Here is a 19,661-nt window from a genome sequence, read left to right on the forward strand (position 1 = left end):
TGGAGTGTCAGGCACGGGCCGGCGAAGGGGTGGTCGACGGTGCGGGGTGCTCGGCCTCGTGGATGAGGGCCACCGCTTCGGCCACGACATCGGGATCGGCGGCGGCCGACCGCGACCTCGGGCGGCGCAGGAAAGCCACCCAGGTCACCAGGGCGCAGAGCACGTAGAAAGCCATGAAGACCCAGAACGCGGTAGTCGCGGACTTGGTCGAGGCATACGAGGAACGCAGCACCAGGTTGATGCCAACGCCGCCGAGGGCGCCGACAGCGCCGACGAAGCCGATCAACGCGCCGGAGGTGTTCTGCGACCAGGCGGCTCGCGAGGCCGGGCTGAGGTCCAGGCTCCTGGACTTGGCGTCGAAGACCGAAGGAATCATCTTGGTGACCGACCCGTTGCCGACACCGGACAGCACGAACAGTGCGATGAACCCGGCTACCAGCGCGATCATGACCGCACCGGTGGGCACACCCGCATGACGATCGCCCATGGCGCTCGCGACGGCGACGAGCACGGCCGCGGCCATCATGGCGCCGAAGACGTACATGGTGACCCTGCCGCCACCGATCCGGTCGGCCCACTTACCGCCGTAAGGACGGGCCAGCGAGCCGAGCAGCGGACCGACGAACGCGATCTGCGCGGCGTGCAGTGTTGCCTGTGCGATGGTGTCACCACCGGCCTTGAAACCGATCTGCAGCACCTGGCCGAAGGCGAAGCTGTAGCCGATGAACGAGCCGAAGGTGCCGATGTAGAGGAATGCGATCGCCCACGACTGCGGCATCTTCAGGGCCGTAATCATGGCGGACAGGTCGGCCCTCTGATTCTTCAGGTTGTCCATGTACAGCGCGGCGCCGACACCGGCCGCGACGATGAGCACGAGGTAGATCGCGCAGATCAGCGAGGCGTAGGAATTGCCGAACGCGGCGATCACCAGCAAGCCGACCAACTGGATGACCGGCACCCCGAGATTGCCGCCGCCCGCATTGAGTCCGAGCGCCCAGCCTTTGAGCCGCTGCGGATAGAAGGCGTTGATATTGGTCATCGAGGAGGCGAAATTTCCGCCACCGAAACCAGCGAATGCCGCCACGATCAGGAACGTCGTGTACGGAGTGCCGGGCTGATTGATGAAATACAACGTCAGCAGCGTCGGGAAGAGCAGCAGGATCGCGCTGAAGATGGTCCAGTTGCGTCCGCCGAATCTGGCGGTGGCCACCGTGTACGGGATCCGCAGGATCGCGCCGACCAGCGTCGGCATCGCGACCAGGAAGAACTTGCCCGCCGGATCGATGCCGAATTTGTCGGTCGGCATGAACAGCACCATCACCGACCAGATCGACCACACCGAGAACCCGACATGTTCGGCGAAGACCGACCAGACCAGGTTCCGTTTGGCAATATTCTTGCCGCCGGCCTCCCAGGCCGCGACATCCTCGGCATCCCAATGCTTGATGTTGCGGTTACGCGTCAGCGTGCTCAACAGGGCCTCCCAAAATCCGGTTGGCCCAACGGTATGGAACGGGTATTGCCGAAATGCTGCGTGGAATGACCGTCAAATCAACGGTTGCTCACGATTCCCCGGCAGCACAGGTGAGAACCCTGGACATGTTTCGGGCATGTGACGCAACGATTTCCGCACATGACGAACGGCCGACCTAGAAAATATGGGCCGGTGAGGTGTGCCGCACACAGCGTGCCCACACCCGCACCGACCCGCAACTCGAAGCGAGATTTGGCCCCGACCCGGACTAGTTCCAGGTGTCCTCGAACATGCGCGGCTTGCACGCCTGCCAGGCGCTGGCAAGCAGCACAAGCACCGTGACGCTCAGCATCGCGAACGGGGCCGGCCAGCCGTCGGTCGCGGTGTGCAGCATGCCGAACAGCAGCGGTCCGACACATGCCACGGCATAGCCGACGCCCTGTGTGAAGCCCGACAGCGAGGCCGAGCCCTGCGAGGTCCGGGTGCGTATGTTGATCAGGGTGAGCGCCATCGGGAACGTGCTCGGGCCCAGGCCCAGTAGCACGACCCACAGAACCGGTGCGCCCATCGGTGCGACCAGTAGTCCGGCGAACGCGATGAAAAAGAATGCGGCACAGGCGACCACGAAGGGAAACGGGTTACCGAAGCGCGCCACGATGGTCGGCGCGGTGAACGCCGACACCAACCCGACGAGCGCGAACAGACCGACCATGGTGCCACCGAACGCCGCACTGGCGCCCGCCTCACCGAGGATCTTCGGCAGCCAGGCGAACATCGCGTAGGTGGTCAGCGACGTCATGCCGAACATGCCCGCCATGCCCCACGCCAGCGGGGAACGCCATGCCTTGCCCTTCGGCTCCGCTCCGGCGGGCTGCAATCCGGTGGTATCCACCAGATCGCGACCGCGCCGGTCCCGCAGCACGCCGATCCACGGCAGCGCAGCGGCGAACCCCAGCACCGCCCACAGGCCGAGCGAGATCCGCCAGCCGTGCGCCTCGGCGACCGGGACCGCGATGAGCGCGGGCGCCACCGTGCCGAGCTGCACCATGGTGATGTACAGCGAGCTGACCACCGCGAGCCGGTCCGGAAAGTACCGCTTGACCAGCGGCGGGATCACCACGTTGCCGATGCCCATGCCACCGAGGGCCAGCGCGGAGAAGACGAACAGTGCTCCGATGCTCGAGACCGTGGCCCGGATCAACATGCCGAGCCCGGCCATCACCATGGCGACCATGGCGGTGCGCTCCAATCCCAGCCTGCGCGCGAAGAGTGGGGTCAGCAGACCCGACACCGCGAACATTGCGGTGGGGATCATGCCGAAGACGCCGATGACGGCGGTCGAGTAGCCGATATCGGCGCCGATCCGTTCGGCGAGCGGGCTGAACGCGGTGACCGCGACCCGGAGCGTGAGCGCGGACATGACAATCGCGGCGAGGACGAGCAGCCGCCCCTCCGTCAGTGCACGTTTACGCTGCTCGACCCGGACAGGTTCCGGGCGAGTCGTCGTCTCCTCATAGGTCGCAGTCACCGAGGAATCATAGGATGACCCCATGATATGGGCCAATAATTTGGATCGGCGGTACCCTGTTCCGGTGCAACCAGTCCGGCGCACCAGCCTCATAGCCCAGGTCACCGAGCAGCTGCGTGCCGAAATCCGTTCCAGCCGTTGGCCTATCGGCTCCCGCATTCCTACCGAACCGGAGCTCACCGCGCTCACCGGGACCGGGAGAAACACGGTGCGCGAGGCCGTCCAGGCGCTGGTCCACGCAGGCATGTTGGAGCGCCGCCAAGGCTCCGGCACCTATGTGATCGCGGCCTCGGAGGTCGGCGGCACCCTCGCGAAGTACTTCGCCGACGCGGAGGAACGCGATGTCCTCGAGCTGCGGCAGGCCCTCGACGCCACCGCCGCCGCGCTGGCCGCGCGCCGCCGCGACGATTCCGACATCGCTGCCCTGACGCGCTTGCTCGACGAACGCAACCAGCAACGGTGGAACGAGCAGAATGTCGCGGCCATCGAGGCCGACGTCGAACTGCACCGCGCTATCGTGGTCGCCAGCCACAACGCGGTGTACCTCGAGTTCTACGACTCGCTGTTGCCTACCATCGAACAGGTGATCCGCGCGCGGACCAAGAAATCCGACGACGCCTACGATGCAGAACACCACGAGATGGTGCAGGCGGTCATCGACGGCGACCCAGATCGGGCGGCCCAGGCGGCGCGCTGCTTTCTAGGCTCGCTCATCGCCGAATACCCCGACGCGAGATGAATCTGAACGGCCGGTAACCAACTTGTCACCGGCCGTTTTCTCACCGTTTGAGTCGGATTTGCCTGGAAAGTCATCGAAAGCCACTCGCCCGCAACAACAGCCTTCTACTTTTATCTCGACCATAGCGAGCGACGTCGAGAGGAAGCCGATGACTGCCGCAGTAGCTGCCACCGGCCAGCAGTCGGACACACCGACTTTCGAACACCAGAAGCGAGGACGTTGGCTGGACCACTGGGAGCCGGACAACGAACAATTCTGGGAATCGGGCGGCAAACTCACCGCGCGCAAGAACCTGATCTTCTCGGTGTTCGCCGAGAATCTCGGCTTCAGCATCTGGGTCCTCTGGGGCACCGTGGTGACCAGCATGGGCCTGGCGGGCTTCGACTTCCTCGCCGGACTCGGCAAGGGCAACCCGGCGGCGGTGAGCAATGCCCTGCTGCTGACCTCCACCCCGACGCTTGTCGGTGCGGCACTGCGGATTCCGTATACCTTCGCCATCCCGAAGTTCGGCGGGCGAGCCTTCACCGCGTTCAGCGCGTCGATGCTGCTCATCCCGACGATCGGTCTGGCCTACTTCGTCAACTACCCGAGCACGCCGATGTGGGTGTTCATGATTCTGGCCGCGCTGGCGGGCTTCGGCGGCGGTAACTTCTCGTCCTCGATGGCCAACATCAACTTCTTCTTCCCCGAGGGGAAGAAGGGTTCGGCACTCGGCATCAACGCAGCGGGTGGCAATCTCGGCGTCGCCCAGACCCAGTTGGTGCTGCCGCTGTTGATCACGCTCGGCACGCACATCATGGCCAAGGACGCCGCGGGCTACCGATTCGGCATCACCCTGTCGGTGCTGGTGTGGATACCGTTCATCCTGGCCGCGTCCTTCGGCGCGTTGCGCTACATGGACAGCATCAGCACCGCGAAATCCGATGGGAAGTCCTACAAACTGGCGCTGACCAACCGGCACACCTGGGTCATGTCGTTTCTCTACGTCGGCACCTTCGGCTCGTTCATCGGCTTCTCCTTCGCGTTCCCGACGCTGATCAAGGCCAACTTCCCCGACCTCGCCAACATCGGCTGGATCACCACGCTCGGTAACCTCGCCTTCCTCGGCGCACTGGTCGGCTCGTTCAGCCGTCCGTTCGGCGGCTGGGTGTCGGACAAGGTCGGCGGCGCCAAGATCACCATGTACGTGTTCGGCGCCATGGCGGTCGCGTCCGCGCTCATCATGGCCTCATTGCAGGTGAAAAGCTTCCCGCTGTACCTGATTTCGTTCCTGCTGCTGTTCGTGCTCACCGGCATCGGCAACGGCTCCACCTACCGGATGATCCCGTCCATCTTCAGCGCCGAGGCCAAGAAGTACGCCTCCGAACACGGACTCGACCTCACCGAGTCGGTGGCATCGGCACGGCGCCAGGCCAGTGCGGCGATCGGCGTCATCGGCGCGATCGGCGCGGCGGGCGGATACCTGCTGCAGCAGGCACTTCGCCTGTCCAACATCAACTTCGGCAGCATGGCGCCCGCCTTCTGGAGCTACGCCGCCGCGTTCCTGGTGATGGCCGCCGTCACCTGGTTCTGCTATCTGCGGTCCTCGTTCGCCGTGGCCCGCGTCTCCTCGCTGGCCCACGCCAACGTGTAACCGCCCGCGCCGCCTGCCATTCGGTCCGAACCCCCGAACGACAGGCCCGGCACGGTTGCCCCCGACCCCCTCCGGGCCGGCAACCACGCCACCCGATAGACCGAATGCCGCGCTGGACGAGGTCCGCAGCGCGGCATTCGGCTGTCGCGAACCCGGCACCCGCACGGCGGAGCCGAGCCGATCCGAACCTCATTACCGCACAACCATTTACGCTGAAAGCCAGTCTCACACCAGCAGAGGTGAACAGTGGACATCGGATGGGGTCGGGCTCTCCGAGATCGAACGAGCCGTTGCCGCCTAATCGGAAGCGCTTGCTGCACAAGCTATTTCGCCGCAATCTTTCGACCTCGCTCATTCCGTGGACTGGCGAACCTTGCCGAGGCACACTTTGTGTACAACGACGTTCGGTGCCGATGGCCGAACGCGGGGGCGAGGGCAGGGACAGTATGAGAATTCGGCCGCGGCAGCAGCTGCTCGACCTGTGGCGAGCCGTGCTCGCCTACTCCTATCGGGACGAGAAGTGGATCTGGGGCGGGCGCGACGGCGCCAACTCGATCAGCGACGCCGAACAGCTGCTGTGTCTGCTGTATCCGGCGACGGAGATCGATGCTTTCGCGCTCCACCAGCCCGACGAGATGGCCGCCGACGCGAAGACAGCCCTCGCCTTGTTCGGGGAGGAGACCCGTATCGGTCGGGTCCTGGTGGATCTGCTCGACGACTACCTCGATCGCTACGCGGGCGCCGACGGCCAACCGATCTTCGCCGCAGGCAGCTACCTGCATTCCGTCGACGAAAACCCGCCCAGCGAAGCGCAATTGGCGCTGGAAGTCGTCGACTCCTATTCGATGTCGCTGAGCCTGTGCATCGCATCGATGCGCTTCCTGCGCGGCTTCGACCGATTCGTCCGCAGTGAGGTGCGGATGGAGGCCAGGCAGCTACGCGAGCGGATCCCTCTCGTGATCGACAAGGTCAGCACGCGACTCACCGGCGCAATGGCGGGCTTGGTGCGCAGCTTCGTGATTCACACCCCGGAGTCGAAAAAGACTGCGGGACAGGAAATCCTGAACATGATCAATCAGAGCCACGCACCGGCCGACGAGGTCCTCGCGCTGCTGTCGGTTCGGCTGGAGCAGCTGCGGGTTAAGGCCGCCAACGAGGTCAGGCTCGGTCAGTCCATCGAGAGCGACATCGCCGACGACAAGCGGATCGACATTGCCGACGACAAGCGGCTGTTCGAATGCGGATGGGGCTGGGGCATCGTCCACACCGCCGAGCCGATCGACTTCGTACCCGGCCACGTGGGCGCCGCGACCGGCGTCGCGGAACCCCGCCCCTACCTGTACTTCACCGCAGTGGCCCTGGACGGCATCATCGACCTGTCATCCCAGCGCATCCGGGAACTGGACCTGCTCACCGACGAGCAGCGCAAGCTCGCCGACGCGTTGGCACTGCGCTTCGAACTCGCCCGCAATTACTGGTCGACCGTGGCCCGCTTCGACAGCGGCCGTTGGCCATTGGAGGACATCCCCTGGCGCACCTCCGACGGCGAGGAATCGGACTACTTCAGCCTCGCGGTCACCGCCATGCTCATTCAGGACCTGGTCTACCGCGACAGCACCGAGGATCTGGCACGCACGGTGGCGGTGTTCGATCAGCTGGCCCGCCGCGGCCGGATCACCAGTCGGCTCACCTCCGGCGACCCGGCCGCAACCCTGCACTATCCAGGCGTCCGGATGCGCTTGGCCGGTAGCGAGAACGTCGGCGGAGGTTCCCAATTGGAGTGGTACGTACCGGATTTCGTGACAATGATGCTCAAGCGCTGTCTGCAGGCCGCGCGCCTGCGCACCGACGTCGACACCCGCGACCAGCTGATGGCGCTGGCCGAATCGGCCATGGACCACATCGACAGCCGCACGCTGCGAGACAGTTCCGCCCAGGGACTGTGGGACGACCCCGGCTGGCTGCTCGACGCCGCGAAACCCATCCCCGAAGGCCCGTCCTGGTTCGTCACCGAGCGGGTGATGGAATGCCTGGTAGTCGCGCATGACACCTTCAGCAGACCCCCGCTGGCACCGAAGTCCATGGTCGCCCGCGCGGTGGATCTGCTCAGCGAGGCCGAACACCTGCTCAACCAGGAGGAGCTCGAGGTCGAAGGCGATGATGTGTCCCCGAGGCAAGTGGCGGTCAACCGGATTCGGCAATCACTCGACCGCGCCCGCCGTGTGCTGAACGAGCGCCCCGGAACCGCCTACGGCCTGGCTACCCAGGCGCTGACCCAGCTCGACGAACTGGCGTACGCGCGCCATGACGCGACGCGGTAAGGCGGCATTGTGCTGGTGTTCTCCACCTCCGACAAGGGCGGCACCGGACGCTCGGTGACCAGCTGCAACATCGCGTACCGACTGTGTCTTTCCGGGGACAATGTCGCCTACGTCGATTTCGACTTCGGCTCGCCTACCGCTGGCGCACTGTTCGAAATCAGCGCTATGGAGCGCGGTACGTCGGTCGGCGGCACGCATTCCTATCTGCTCGGCGAGCAGGGCACCGTCGACCGTGTCGACGTCGGCACGGCCACAGACCGGACGGAACTCAAGCGCGTCGGTCCCCGCGGCCGACTGGTCCTGTTTCCCGGCGACGAGGGGGGCGCCGAATTCCTCACCTGTGACGACGAAATGGTGCAGCGCTGCGTAGAGTTACTGGTGACGCTGGAGCAGGAATTCCCAGTGGTGGTTGTCGATCTCAGCGCGGGTCGGTCGATCGCGCTCGAAATCACCCTGAAGGCAACGGCTCTGCCGCAATTGCGGCGGCACACCGCGCGCTGGCTGATCTTCCACCGCTGGACCCGCCAGCATATTCTGGCTGCCTCCGGATTGGTGTACGGCCAGAACGGGCTGCTGCAGAGCGGTGCCTTGTACGGCCACGACCGAGACGAACTGCTCGGCTCGCTGCGCTATGTGCGCACGGCCGTACCCGACACCAACTCGCACCTCAGCGCCCAGCGTGCCGCCCAAGCGGCGTGGCTGCAGGAGCAGGACGCCGCGCTGCGGCGCCTCGCCACCGCCAACCGTCTCGGCACAACCAAGGTCCTCGGAGCCACCCCCATAGAGCCGGTGCTGCAGTGCCGCGAACAGCTCATTCTCGACAGCGACGTCAATGCCCACATCGCCAACAACGAGACCAAGCAGGCATACATCGAACTCGCCCGCAGCCTGGTCGACAACGCCACCTGGGAGAGAGTCTAGATGCGTGGAACACGAGGATACAGCGAGGCGACCGATCGGCCGCAGATCGCGCGGGTTCCATTGTCGCACTTGTCGATCGAGGTCGGGCACTTCTATCCCAACGACATCACCGGCGACATCGACCGGGTGAAGGCGGAGTTCCGCCGCATCGTCCCGCTGGTGTCGGCGTTCATCGAATCGGCGCGGGTACAGTTCGGCCCCGAAGCACGAGTCAGCACCTGCTACCTGATCGACGACTACTTCCAGCCCGACACCGACCCCGCCGAAATCCTCGGAAAGCTGCTGGCAGCTGCCGACGAAACCGGTTTGACCATCGACTATCTGGCGCGCGAGTCCGGCTGCTGGCAGACCTCGCCGTTCGCCGACGGTGTACCGTCGGGCGAGCCGATTCCGGTGGCGGAGATGGTGGCTGCTCGCATCATCGCCGAGCCCGCGCCGCCGGACACCGGCCGCCGCCCACCCACGGCCCAATCGGGCTGGTTGTGCAACGGCCGCCGATCCTCGGAGCACGAATCTGCGCAGGCCATGCGCGGACGGCCCTACCAGCCGCCGGAGGAGTTCGGTCGCCGCGAACACTCCATCTTCCTCGATGTGCAACTGTGGCACACGCGGATCGTCGAGGGGGTCACGAAGACCAGATGGTCGTGCTCGTTCCTGGCCGCCGTCTGGCACCTGATGCGGCTGGGGATGCTGCGCTATCACGGTGAGCCCGTGGTGGATCCGCAACCCTGGCGCGGCGAACCGTGGCCGCGTCGCTGGCATGAGGTACCGCCCGTGGTGCAGGTCAATCCAGCTGCCCAGCCGTTCGCGGCCTACCGGACGCTGTCGATGCTGCCCAAGCTCTACATCGGCATAGAGCACTCGGTCCGACTGGTGCTCGATCATCTGGATCTGGACGACGACGTAGTCAACCAGATCATCGACTGCGCGGCCAACGACCAGGTACCTGTGACGGTGTCACGCAAAATCAGCGACCGATTGTCCCACCTGCTCCTCGACGGGTCCTGAGATGGCCGTCCCCTTAGTGATGCTCGGCGAGGTTCGTACCTGCCTGCTACCATCGGCGGCCGCACTCACCCGAGCAGAGGCCGGTGAGTTGCTGGCGCTCCTGCCCGGCAGCGCGGTGCGCTGGCGAGAGCGGCCTGGCAAGCTCGCCGTTTCGCCCACCATCGCGGTCGGCGTCGACTGCGATCTGACGCTGGGCGAGCAAGTTGCGCATGTCGTCGGCACCGTGGCGACCAGCATCGTGCTGGCGGGTGGGCGTGTGCTGCAATCCTCGGCCAGCACCCGGGTGGTGCGGGCGTCCGAGAGGCGGCGGCAGACGTGGTCGCACTACGTCAGCCAGAAGGGCGTGACGGAGGTCATCAGCCGTATCCCCGAAAGAGCGACGGCCGGAATCGCTCTGGCCGAGGGGTACCTCACCGGCCCGGTCGGCGGCGACATCTTGGACCTGGCCTCGATCAGTGAGCGCCTGCTGTCGCGAATCCGCGCCGATGTCGGGCTGGACCACGATCCACCCGTGCGGGCGCGTACCACCCGGCTGCGCTGGACCGCGCGTATCGGCGGCACTGCCGGGCCCACGGCGGAGCTGCATCTCGACGACGACAGTGTCCGCTCGATCCGGCTGATCGTGCGCGCGGAGTCAGATCTCGATGCGGCGCAACGGTTCTGCGAGGATCTGGCGGCGCACGACTGGCTGCTGACCGTACTTGCCGACGCCCTCGATGAGGCGGACCGATTCCCTTCGCACAGCCGTGAGCGGATGAACACCCTTGCGCCGGCGCTCGAACACCTGACGGGATTGTGGATGCCGGGCGGACACACTCCCGCCGAGTTGCGTGCGCTATGGAAGGAGTTGCAGACCGAGCCAGGCTTCTCTCGCCAGTGGACGACGCTGGTCGCCAGGCTGCGGGACAATATCGCGGTGGCAACGCTGGATGCCTTGCGGCACAAGGTTTTCGACTCCGATTCACAGTCGGAACCAGTTTCGCACTAGCCGCGGTAGGAGCACCGACACCGACGAGAAATCGCTTCGACGTGGGTGGTGAACATTTCCGGCGGCGACTGTGCGGGGTGCGCCGCCGATCTACATCCGTAGCGGACTGTGCTGCGCGCCTTGCGATCCGTTTCGAGCCGACGCAATCTCGTTCAGGATCGCGAGTTCAGTCACCGGGAACAAGCGGTATTCGAGTACATCGCGCGGCTCGCCCTCACCGAAGTACCGATTATCGTGTTCGACGAGTTCGAACCCGGCCTGCTTGAACAGGTTGCTCGCCGCATGATTGTCCGGTCGCACGGTCAGGTACATCACTTTGGTGCCCAGTTCTCCGCACACCCGCAGGGCGCGATCCAGTAGGCCCCGGCCGTAGCCGCACCCCTGATACTGTTTGGCCACGGCAAAGGTGAACAGCAGGGCGCGGCCGGACTTCTCCAGCGTCAGCGCGTACCCGATAACCGCGCCGCCTAATTCGGCGACCAGCCACTCGGATCCGTGCAGCTCGAACAGCTGCCGCAGCATCAGGTACAGGTACGGCTCATCGAAGACATCGGCCTCGATGGCCGCGAGATCCTCGAGGTCGGCGAAGCAGGCCCGGCGATATTCCGGCTGCGGCGCCTCAGCGATGTCCATGTGCTCCCTAATGTCAGAGTATAAGCCGTCCTTTTCCAGCTTAGAACTTTCTTTTGTCAACCGCGTCATTGTAGAGGTCCCGGAATGGTCCTGTGATATGGCGGGGCGTTGGGCACTGAAAATACCAACCAGTCGGGCTGCCAGGCGAAGTGTCTGGGCAAGAAGTCAACGCCCGAGTCGCCGGACACGACAACACTTATTTCAGCGCCGACGAGCCGCGCGATAACTTGTCGCGACGGATCGAATACCCCACCCACACCATCCCCGATCCGAAACGACCTGCCCTTGATCAAGGGCCGTCGCCGACCCCGGCTGGTAGCCCAATCACATTGCTATGGTGGATATCACGCGTCCAGAATGCGTGGGCGATCCGGGGGAGATACGGGATGACCGAATACGAGGGACAGCCGGGGCTCTCCGACTTCGTCCGGTCCATGACCACACGTATCGACCGGCACGGCGAGGCGTACGCCGCGGAGGTCACGGAATTTCGCGAGGAACCGCATGCCGGTCAGGATGATGCGGCCGAACGGGGGCTACTGGATTCCTTCAATATCCGTGTGGAGAACGTGGTCGCCCACTACGACCCGCCGGGGACGCGACGGCGCGGAGACAGCCTGGTCTTCGCCCATATCTACGTGGCTGTGGGCCGCAGCGCCGCCGAAGACGAGGGCGTCCGCAGGACCCTGCTGACCGCGCTGCTGGCCGCGGAGGTCGAATTGCGCGGGCCGCTGCGGCTCAGCCCGACCCAGAACATGCACTTGGCCGGAATCTACGAACGGATCGGCACCGATCTCGCGGCGCACGGGTTGCCCGCGCACGCGGTACTCGCGCTGCGCCGCGCCGCGAGCCTGCACGGCCAGAACGAGGATGTCGACGCCCAGGACCGCTGCGGGTTGGCCATGGCGCGGGTCCGGCGGCAGGCGCGCTCTTCCGCTTGGCGCCGGATACCGGGTTGGGCCGCGGATCTGCTGTGCGGCTACGGCTATCGCCCGTTCCGGCTGCTGGCGTGGATCGCGTGGCTCCTGGTGGTGTCCACCATCGGGCTGCGGGCGAGCGCCGAGGTGTCGATCACGACCGCGTTCCACATGTGCCTGGTCAACTTCCTGAACCCGATCGGGCTCGGCGACCTCGACCACGTGCACCGGATCGGCCGCGGCCTGCTGATGATCGAGTCCTACGTGGGGATCATCTCCACCTCGGTCTTCTTCGCGCTGCTGGTGCGGCGGTGGTTCCGGCTGTGAGGCGGCTACCGGACCCGCGCACGCTCGGTCGCCTCGCGGTAACCCTCGGCGGTATTCGGCGGCCCGCAAGAGTGTCGGGAACAACCGCGAGATCGCGCTGACGGACGGCAACTCTCAGAGCATGAGACGAACCATGTCCGCGGTGCGCGCCAATCCGGGGAAAGCTTCCGGCGTCGACCGAGGATGCAACGCATGTACAGCAAGCCGAAACATGACCGCGCGCAATAGCATTTGGGGCCATTCAGGCAGATCGGACCAACGGTCGAGCAACCCGTCATCGGCACCGCCCCACGCAAGCGCATCGACAACGATGACACCAGCGGCCCATGGCGCCGGGCGCCAGTACGGTGTGATGTCGGTGAGCCCCGGCGTGAACACCCCCGCGAAAAGTACTGTGCCGAACAGATCCCCGTGCACCAATTGCGGGGGCGTTTGGACCGGTTTGCGTAGTGTCGCCAGTTGGCCGATCAATTCCATGCTGCGCACACCGTCCGGGGAGGTGGTCGGCGGGGTCCCACCCGCGCGCAGACTGCGCAGCGGCACCGCCTCCCAGGCGGCGCGGTCCGCGGCGACGAACACATCCACATCCACCCACGGCGCCACCGGCTGCTGGACCAAGAATCGCGGTCGTTCGAGGTGCGTGGTCGCCTGATGTAGTCGAAGTGATACCGAAACCACCTCGTCGTGACGTGGCTCCGGAACCCCCTCCAGGAAAGTGTCCGCGCGCCAACCGGATACGACGTAGCGGCCGTCGGTGGCCCGCACCGGGCGGGCCAAACGTAGGCCGTTGACCTCGAGTGTCTCGCGAACCTTCGCCGACCATGCCGCCCTGGCATGGTCGGCGACCGGGCTCAGCACCACATCACCGAGACGCCAACCGCCGTCCCAATCTCCCAGCGAAACCGGGGTCACTTCGCGCAGACCGAACGTGGCGCGCACGTGCTCGGGGGGTTCCACAGAAGTCACGGCCGTACCGTACGCTGTGTTCGATTCTGCGTGCCTTCGGCACGCCGTGTTCGCGGCCCCCTGGTGTCTCGCGTCCGACCGGCCGATTCTCGCGCCCACGGCGCATGCGCCTCGGCCGATCGGACGCGAGACGAGCCGCGAACGGAATAGGCTCGATCTCGCTTGGCTCGAAACCTGCTGTGCGCCCTTTGGTTACGTAAGAACGTTCCGAACGCCCCGGGGCGCAGCGACGACTAGTACACCGGCAGCGACTTGTCGACCTGGTTTGCCCAGGCGACGATGCCGCCCTGGAGGTGAGTCGCGTCGGAGAACCCGGCCTGCTTGAGTACCGCGAGGGCTTCGGCGGAGCGGACACCGGTCTTGCAGTGCAGCACGATCGGACGGTTCTGCGGCAGCTCCGACAGCGCCTCACCGGACAGGATGCGATCCTTCGGGATCAGCTTCGCGCCCTCGATGTGCACGATGTCCCATTCGACGGGCTCGCGCACGTCGATGACTTCGATCTCCTTGCCCGCATCGATCAGTTCCTTGAGTTCACGCGCGGTGATGGTGGAACCTGCCGCCGCGGCCATGCCCTCTTCGGACACCACACCGCAGAACGCCTCGTAGTCGATCAGCTCGGTAATCGGCTGCCGCTGCGGGTCGCGACGCAGCTTGATGGTCCGGTAGTTCATGTCCAGTGCGTCGTACACCATCAGGCGGCCGAGCAGCGGTTCACCGATACCGGTGATCAGCTTGATCGCCTCGGTCACCATGACCGAACCGATCGAGGCGCACAGCACACCGAGCACGCCGCCCTCGGCGCAGGAGGGCACCATTCCGGGCGGCGGGGCCTCCGGGTACAGGTCGCGGTAGTTGAGGCCGCGGCCGTCCGGTGCGTCCTCCCAGAACACCGACACCTGGCCTTCGAAGCGGTAGATGGAGCCCCATACATAGGGCTTGCCCGCCAGTACCGCGGCGTCGTTGACCAGGTAACGGGTGGCGAAGTTATCGGTGCCGTCGACGATCAGGTCGTACTCGGCGAACAGCTCGACCGCGTTCTCGGGTTCCAGCCGAATCTTGTGCAGCCGGACGTCGATGCCGGAGTTGATCTCCAGGATCGAGTCGCGGGCGCTGTCGGCCTTCGGGCGGCCGATATCGGACTCGCCGTGGATGATCTGGCGCTGCAGGTTCGAGGCATCGACCTCGTCGAACTCGACGATGCCGAGCGTGCCGACGCCTGCGGCCGCCAGGTACAGCAACGCAGGCGAGCCGAGCCCGCCCGCACCGATCACCAGCACCTTGGCGTTTTTCAACCGTTTTTGCCCGTCCACACCCAGGTCCGGGATGATCAGGTGGCGGCTGTAGCGGGCGATCTCGTCCTTGGTCAGCTCCGCGGCCGGCTCGACGAGCGGCGGGAGGGACTTTGGTGATGACACGTCCAGGACTCCTCGAATCGAATTGGCCGATCGCAGTGTGCGGCTGCACTCCGGCTCGTTACGCTAGTTTTCAACACCGACGACCGGACCGTTCTTCCCTATCAATGTTCCCCCATCGGGGACGAACCGAAACAGTCACCCCTACGGGTCAACCGCGGGGGTAGGGCCAGGGGTTGAAGCGGCAGCGCTTGCCGTCCATGGGGACCACGCCGTCGGGGTCGAGTGCGGCGATGTCGTTGTTCTTGGTGCCGAAGGTCTGCTGCATCATCACCGGCGCGAGTCCGCCGTCGGTCTCGCATGGCTGATGCTGGTGGTAGCCGATGGCGTGGCCGACCTCGTGATTGATCTGGTACTGCCGGTAGGAGCCGATGTCACCCTCGAAGGCGAGCGCACCACGCACCCAGCGCACCTCGGACAACACCACCCGGTGCAGATCGGCGTTGAAGCACGACGAGTCGATCGGAATGTCGAAACCGCAGGCCTTGCGGGAGGATTCGCGCGAAGTCAGTGAGACGCGGAGGTCCGGATCGCCCTGGGCGATGCGGTGGAAGGCGAATTTGGGGTCGTGCGCCCAGCTTTTCGGATTAGCCAGGGTGCTGTCGACCATCTTGGCGACCGACTCGTCCCCGCCGAACGGGGAAGTGTCGACGCCGTCCTCGATTTCGACGGTATAGCTGAACTTGAATTCCGCGCCGGTACCGACCTGCGCGGTGGTTCCCGGCACCACATGCCAAGTACCCGTACCGGTTTCGGTGAAGGCGCCGCCCTCGGGCAGCGCCCCGGTGGGTAGATCGGTCGGGAAGTGCCCGTCGCCGGGCGGTGCGCCGATGATGCCCGCGGACGCCGTGCGCGGACTCAGCTGACCGAATCCCGGCATGCCGCTCGCGGCGCCGGTGGCTTCCGATCCGCCGCGCACCGCGTCCACGACCACGACCACGGTGACCACAAACAGCACCGGCAGCGCATACGCGCGCCAACCATAGGTGGATACGAATCTACCGAGCGCACTTTGCTTTTTGGCGTCGCGCTCGGGTCGGGGCGTGCGCTGGCGACTGTCATCGGGTGCGGTGGGGTCCCAACGCGCACGCAACGGTTGATGCGAGCGATCCGGGGATTGATATTGATACAGGCCGAGCGGGTCATAGACCTCGACCGCGCCATGATCGTGGGTGCCTCGATCATGTCCATCGCGATCGGGCCAGGGTGTGGTTCGGGACCTTGCCACGGGGCCAGACCCTGCGGAATGGGACGCGACGGAGCCAGCGGGGCGGTGCGCTTCTCGCCCGCCGCCGGGTCTTGCCGGTCGGTCGGTCACGCACACCAGACTCTCACAGTGCGCAAGGCCCCAAAGTCTTCACACCAGGTCGTTCCATTTGCTGCGACATATCTCACCTGTGACCCGCAGTGGGAACCCGGGTCTGCACGAACGCGAGGAACGGGTATCGTTCATGGGATACCCGGTGCACACCCCCTCTTGCCGGGGCATCGACTGGGAGAGCCGAAAATGACTGACCTCGTGGACCGGATGACATCCCGCAGATCGTCGTCCGCCGCCGTGGCACCGACCAAACGCGGTACCCGGCTTCCACGCGACGAGCGACGGCTACAACTGCTCGCGGCGGCAAGCGAAGTCTTCGTGCAGCGCGGCTATCACGCCGCGGGCATGGACGAGATCTCGCAGTGCGCCGGAGTCAGCAAGCCGGTGCTCTATCAGCACTTCGCCAGCAAACTCGAACTCTACCTCGCTGTGCTGCAGAACTACGTCGACATGCTGGTGTCGAGTGTCCGGCAGGCACTGCGCTCGACCACCGACAACCGGCAGCGCGTGCGCGCGGCCGTGCAGGCGTATTTCGATTTCGTCGACAACGAAATGCAGGGCTTCCGACTGGTCTTCGAGTCGGACCTGACCAGCGAGCCGCAGGTGCAGCGCCGCGTCGAGCAGGCCACCGAGGCCTGCGTCGACGCGGTCTTCGATCTGGTGGCGCACGATTCGGGCCTGGACCCCTACCGCGCCCGGATTCTCGCTGTCGGCCTGGTTGGCGCCAGCCAGTTCACTGCCCGTTACTGGCTGGAGGCGGACCGTCCCATCCCGAAGGAAGAAGCGGTCGACACGACCGTCCAGCTGGCATGGGGCGGCCTGTCGCACGTGCCGCTGCACCCGATCGGCTGAGCTTCAACATCGACTGAGCCCCCGCACCCGATCCGATGATCAGGTGCGGGGGCTCAGTGCCAGGGACTCGGTAATCAGACCGCGGCAAAGCCGACCCGGCCGCCGGCGGGGGTGCCGATCTCCACGTAAGCGACCTTGGCAGCCTGGATCAGGAACTTGCGGCCCTTCTCGTCGGTGAGCGACACCACGCCGCTGCCACCGCTCAGCGCACCGGACACCAGCGCCTCGACCTCATCGGGGGTCTGCGAGCTGTTGATCACGAGCTCCCGCGGGCTATCCGAAATACCGATCTTGACCTCCACGGCCAACCTCCGAACCTAGAGTCCTGTGCTGTCCAACCAAGGCTAGTGCAGGGCAACAACCCGACGGCACACGACTGCCTGCGCTCTCAGCGAACAGCGCCGCGGCTACGGCTTCGGTTCGATCAGCTGAATTTCGAGTTCGATCTTCACGGTATCGCTGAGCATTCCCGGCAGCGGTCCGCCGACGCCGAAATCGGTGCGCTTGATCGTGCCGGTCGCCGAGAATCCGGCGTGCCGGTCGCCGTTGGGCCCGAAGTTCTGCACTCCGCCCCATTCGACCTCGAGGGTGACCGGTTTGGTGACGGCGCCCAGCGTGGCTTCGCCCTGCACCACGAAGGATTCGGCGATCGGCACCGGCTCGGTGGCCCGGAACGACAGGGTGGGTCGGCTGGCGACATCGAGGAAATCGGCGTTGCGTACGTGAGCGTCCCGATCGGCGTTGCCGGTGTCGAAGGAGTCCAGATCGATGGTGGCGCCGATGGTCGCGGCGCCGGATTCGTCGACGACGAACTCGGTCTCGAAGCGGGCGAACCGGCCGCGAACCTTGGAAATGCCGAGATGCCGGATGCTGAACTCGACGGAGGAATGCAGCGGATCGAGCGCCCAGAAACCCGCGGTGAGCGACGTGGTGGCCGTGGTGGATTCGGAGGAAGTTGTCATGCCTACGACCATCGTCGGGCCGCCGTCGAGTAGCCAGACCGCCGTTATCCTGGACCTGACAGGGCGCGGATAGCTGTCCCAGGACAGGGCACGATGGAACGCATGGCACGAAATGGATTCGCGGAATTCCTCATCGCCCGCCGCGCCGAATTACGGCCGTCGGATATCGGAATGCCCGAGGGCGGACGCCGCCGGACTCCAGGGCTGCGCCGCGAGGAGGTCGCCGTCCGCGCCGGGGTCAGCGCCGACTACCTGGCGAGGCTGGAACAGGGCCGCGACACCAATCCCTCGGTGGCGGTGATCGAAGCGCTCTCAAAGGCGCTGCTGCTGAAAGGCAAGGACCGCCACCACTTCGGTTGGCTGGCACTGACTTCCACCAATGAGTCGCAATGTCCGAAGGCCGAAACCGCCGACGAAAATCTGACGCCGGGCATAGAGGCCATCCTGCGGGCGCTGCAACCCACCCCGGCATTCGTGGTCGGCCGACAGCTGAACGTGCTCGGCTGGAATCGGGAGTGGGAGGACTTGGCGGCACCGCTCGGACTGTTCGACGATCCCGACCAGATGAATTTGGCTTGGTACACCTTCATGCATCCGCAGGCGAGGAAGGTCATCCGGAACTGGTCGGAAACCGCGGACATCTTCGCCGCCGCACTGTGCCGGGCCAAACTGCGCTGGCCCGGCGACGACCAGCTGCTCGAGGTGATCAACGCGCTACACCGCCACCCGGATTTCGCGGGCCGGTGGCAACCGCACCATCTGCGCGACCGCATCTCGGGCACGATGAGCCTCGACCACCCGGACCAAGGTCACCTCGACATCGCCTTCGAAGCACTCGACGCCGACCGCGATCAGAGCATCATCATCTGGCTGACGCACCAGGCCCAAGCCCGGGTCCCCGAGCTCCGCCTGGTCCGCAATCGCGCCGTGAACGAGTAAATCGTCGGCGCGACATCAGCTAGATCCCCAGCACCGCCATGCGTTCGGCGTGGCTGGCCTGCATACGCTCGAACAGCGCGGCGATGCCGTTGAGGTCGCCGGTGGCGGTGAGCACCAGGTCGGTGAGTTCGTCGCGCTGCGCCATCACGTACTGCGCCTGCGTGATGGCCTCGCCGAGCAGCCGCCTACCCCAGAGGGTGAGCCGGTCGCGCTCGGAGCGGCTCACCGCGACCGCGCGACGCACTTCCTCGACCACGAACTCGGAGTGATTGGTTTCGGCGAGCACGTCCCGGACCACGGTGGCGACCTCGGGAGTCAAGGCGCCGGCGATCTCGGTGTAGAAGTCGGCGGCGATGCCGTCACCGACGTAGAACTTCACCATCGACTCGAGCCAGGTCGAGGGATCGGTGGAGTCGTGGTAGGCATCCAGCGCCCGCACGTAGGGCGCCATCGCGTCGAAGATGTCGACGCCGCGATCGGCCAGCGCGGATTCCAGGGTTTGGAAGTGATGCATTTCCGCGGCGGCCATCTTGGCGACCGCGACCTTGCCCCGCAGCGTGGGTGACAGCTTGGCCTCCTCGGCCAGCCGATAGAACGCGGAGATCTCGCCATAGGCGAGCACCGCGAACAGCTCGGTGACCCCGAGGTCGTCAGCGGCGACGGACGAAACATCTAGCTCGGCAGATGGCTGGACTCCCATGACACCACAGCCTAGTA

18 protein-coding genes are annotated in these 19,661 nt (G+C 65.6%); 9 read left to right on the forward strand and 9 right to left on the reverse strand.

What is annotated here, in order from left to right:
- Positions 1-7: 7 nt before the first annotated feature.
- Together ACV7NQ_RS09530 and ACV7NQ_RS09535 are read right to left on the reverse strand one after the other, a co-directional pair.
- Complete coding sequence (locus tag ACV7NQ_RS09530; protein WP_463365595.1) at positions 8-1,477, reverse strand: MFS transporter; 1,470 nt, start codon at positions 1,475-1,477, stop codon at positions 8-10.
- A 265-nt stretch (positions 1,478-1,742) separates the two neighbouring features.
- Positions 1,743-3,002 (reverse strand): CynX/NimT family MFS transporter, encoded by a 1,260-nt coding sequence (locus ACV7NQ_RS09535; protein ID WP_463359291.1) that lies wholly within the window; start codon positions 3,000-3,002, stop codon positions 1,743-1,745.
- Between the two features lie 64 nt (positions 3,003-3,066).
- On the opposite strand from ACV7NQ_RS09535, the gene ACV7NQ_RS09540 reads away from it, so the two are divergent.
- From ACV7NQ_RS09540 to ACV7NQ_RS09565, 6 genes are all read left to right on the forward strand, one after another.
- Entirely contained in the window at positions 3,067-3,741 is a 675-nt protein-coding gene (locus ACV7NQ_RS09540; RefSeq protein ID WP_463365596.1) for a FadR/GntR family transcriptional regulator, read from the forward strand.
- 148 nt (positions 3,742-3,889) lie between these two features.
- Complete coding sequence (locus tag ACV7NQ_RS09545; RefSeq protein ID WP_463359292.1) at positions 3,890-5,374, forward strand: MFS transporter; 1,485 nt, start codon at positions 3,890-3,892, stop codon at positions 5,372-5,374.
- Between the two features lie 446 nt (positions 5,375-5,820).
- Positions 5,821-7,695, forward strand: coding sequence for an SCO2524 family protein (locus tag ACV7NQ_RS09550; protein WP_463359293.1), 1,875 nt, complete (start codon positions 5,821-5,823; stop codon positions 7,693-7,695).
- A 9-nt stretch (positions 7,696-7,704) separates the two neighbouring features.
- A complete protein-coding gene (locus ACV7NQ_RS09555; RefSeq protein ID WP_463359294.1) occupies positions 7,705-8,616 on the forward strand; it encodes an SCO2523 family variant P-loop protein in 912 nt (303 codons plus the stop codon).
- A complete protein-coding gene (locus ACV7NQ_RS09560; protein ID WP_463359295.1) occupies positions 8,617-9,624 on the forward strand; it encodes an SCO2522 family protein in 1,008 nt (335 codons plus the stop codon).
- A gap of 1 nt (position 9,625) precedes the next feature.
- A complete protein-coding gene (locus tag ACV7NQ_RS09565) occupies positions 9,626-10,612 on the forward strand; it encodes an SCO2521 family protein (protein WP_463359296.1) in 987 nt (328 codons plus the stop codon).
- A gap of 90 nt (positions 10,613-10,702) precedes the next feature.
- Here ACV7NQ_RS09565 and ACV7NQ_RS09570 read toward each other — a convergent pair whose 3' ends face one another.
- Positions 10,703-11,245, reverse strand: coding sequence for an N-acetyltransferase family protein (locus ACV7NQ_RS09570; RefSeq protein WP_463359297.1), 543 nt, complete (start codon positions 11,243-11,245; stop codon positions 10,703-10,705).
- Between the two features lie 386 nt (positions 11,246-11,631).
- On the opposite strand from ACV7NQ_RS09570, the gene ACV7NQ_RS09575 reads away from it, so the two are divergent.
- Positions 11,632-12,489, forward strand: a complete 858-nt coding sequence (locus tag ACV7NQ_RS09575; protein WP_463359298.1) for a hypothetical protein — start codon at positions 11,632-11,634, stop codon at positions 12,487-12,489.
- Between the two features lie 114 nt (positions 12,490-12,603).
- Here ACV7NQ_RS09575 and ACV7NQ_RS09580 read toward each other — a convergent pair whose 3' ends face one another.
- The 3 genes from ACV7NQ_RS09580 to ACV7NQ_RS09590 all read right to left on the reverse strand — a co-directional run bounded on the left by ACV7NQ_RS09580 (position 12,604) and on the right by ACV7NQ_RS09590 (position 16,188).
- Complete coding sequence (locus tag ACV7NQ_RS09580; protein ID WP_463359299.1) at positions 12,604-13,455, reverse strand: TIGR02569 family protein; 852 nt, start codon at positions 13,453-13,455, stop codon at positions 12,604-12,606.
- A gap of 233 nt (positions 13,456-13,688) precedes the next feature.
- Entirely contained in the window at positions 13,689-14,873 is a 1,185-nt protein-coding gene (gene moeZ, locus ACV7NQ_RS09585) for an adenylyltransferase/sulfurtransferase MoeZ (protein WP_463359300.1), read from the reverse strand.
- Between the two features lie 148 nt (positions 14,874-15,021).
- The gene (locus tag ACV7NQ_RS09590; protein WP_463359301.1) at positions 15,022-16,188 is read right to left on the reverse strand and encodes a DUF3152 domain-containing protein; all 1,167 of its coding nucleotides are present in this window, start codon (positions 16,186-16,188) and stop codon (positions 15,022-15,024) included.
- Positions 16,189-16,377: 189 nt separating this feature from the next.
- Between ACV7NQ_RS09590 and ACV7NQ_RS09595 the strand changes: the two genes are divergently transcribed.
- Positions 16,378-17,043, forward strand: coding sequence for a TetR/AcrR family transcriptional regulator (locus tag ACV7NQ_RS09595; protein ID WP_463359302.1), 666 nt, complete (start codon positions 16,378-16,380; stop codon positions 17,041-17,043).
- 74 nt (positions 17,044-17,117) lie between these two features.
- Here the strand turns inward: ACV7NQ_RS09595 and ACV7NQ_RS09600 are convergent, their stop codons facing one another.
- Both ACV7NQ_RS09600 and ACV7NQ_RS09605 read right to left on the reverse strand, forming a co-directional pair.
- On the reverse strand, positions 17,118-17,345 hold the full coding sequence (locus tag ACV7NQ_RS09600) for a DUF3107 domain-containing protein (RefSeq protein WP_463365597.1): 228 nt from the start codon (positions 17,343-17,345) through the stop codon (positions 17,118-17,120).
- A gap of 105 nt (positions 17,346-17,450) precedes the next feature.
- A complete protein-coding gene (locus tag ACV7NQ_RS09605; RefSeq protein ID WP_463359303.1) occupies positions 17,451-18,005 on the reverse strand; it encodes a YceI family protein in 555 nt (184 codons plus the stop codon).
- Positions 18,006-18,107: 102 nt separating this feature from the next.
- On the opposite strand from ACV7NQ_RS09605, the gene ACV7NQ_RS09610 reads away from it, so the two are divergent.
- On the forward strand, positions 18,108-18,944 hold the full coding sequence (locus ACV7NQ_RS09610) for a helix-turn-helix domain-containing protein (protein WP_463359304.1): 837 nt from the start codon (positions 18,108-18,110) through the stop codon (positions 18,942-18,944).
- Between the two features lie 19 nt (positions 18,945-18,963).
- Here ACV7NQ_RS09610 and ACV7NQ_RS09615 read toward each other — a convergent pair whose 3' ends face one another.
- Complete coding sequence (locus tag ACV7NQ_RS09615) at positions 18,964-19,644, reverse strand: ferritin-like fold-containing protein (RefSeq protein ID WP_463359305.1); 681 nt, start codon at positions 19,642-19,644, stop codon at positions 18,964-18,966.
- Positions 19,645-19,661 lie beyond the last annotated feature (17 nt).

The organism is Nocardia sp. Tas62D01, assembly GCF_055232035.1.

Coding starts and splice junctions, on each gene's coding strand:
- ACV7NQ_RS09545 (WP_463359292.1), top strand. CDS start 3,890: ATGACTGCCGCAGTAGCTGCCACCGGCCAGCAGTCGGACACACCGACT.
- ACV7NQ_RS09550 (WP_463359293.1), top strand. CDS start 5,821: ATGAGAATTCGGCCGCGGCAGCAGCTGCTCGACCTGTGGCGAGCCGTG.
- ACV7NQ_RS09560 (WP_463359295.1), top strand. CDS start 8,617: ATGCGTGGAACACGAGGATACAGCGAGGCGACCGATCGGCCGCAGATC.
- ACV7NQ_RS09565 (WP_463359296.1), top strand. CDS start 9,626: ATGGCCGTCCCCTTAGTGATGCTCGGCGAGGTTCGTACCTGCCTGCTA.
- ACV7NQ_RS09570 (WP_463359297.1), bottom strand. CDS start 11,245: ATGGACATCGCTGAGGCGCCGCAGCCGGAATATCGCCGGGCCTGCTTC.
- ACV7NQ_RS09575 (WP_463359298.1), top strand. CDS start 11,632: ATGACCGAATACGAGGGACAGCCGGGGCTCTCCGACTTCGTCCGGTCC.
- ACV7NQ_RS09595 (WP_463359302.1), top strand. CDS start 16,378: ATGACTGACCTCGTGGACCGGATGACATCCCGCAGATCGTCGTCCGCC.
- ACV7NQ_RS09605 (WP_463359303.1), bottom strand. CDS start 18,005: ATGACAACTTCCTCCGAATCCACCACGGCCACCACGTCGCTCACCGCG.
- ACV7NQ_RS09610 (WP_463359304.1), top strand. CDS start 18,108: ATGGCACGAAATGGATTCGCGGAATTCCTCATCGCCCGCCGCGCCGAA.
- ACV7NQ_RS09615 (WP_463359305.1), bottom strand. CDS start 19,644: ATGGGAGTCCAGCCATCTGCCGAGCTAGATGTTTCGTCCGTCGCCGCT.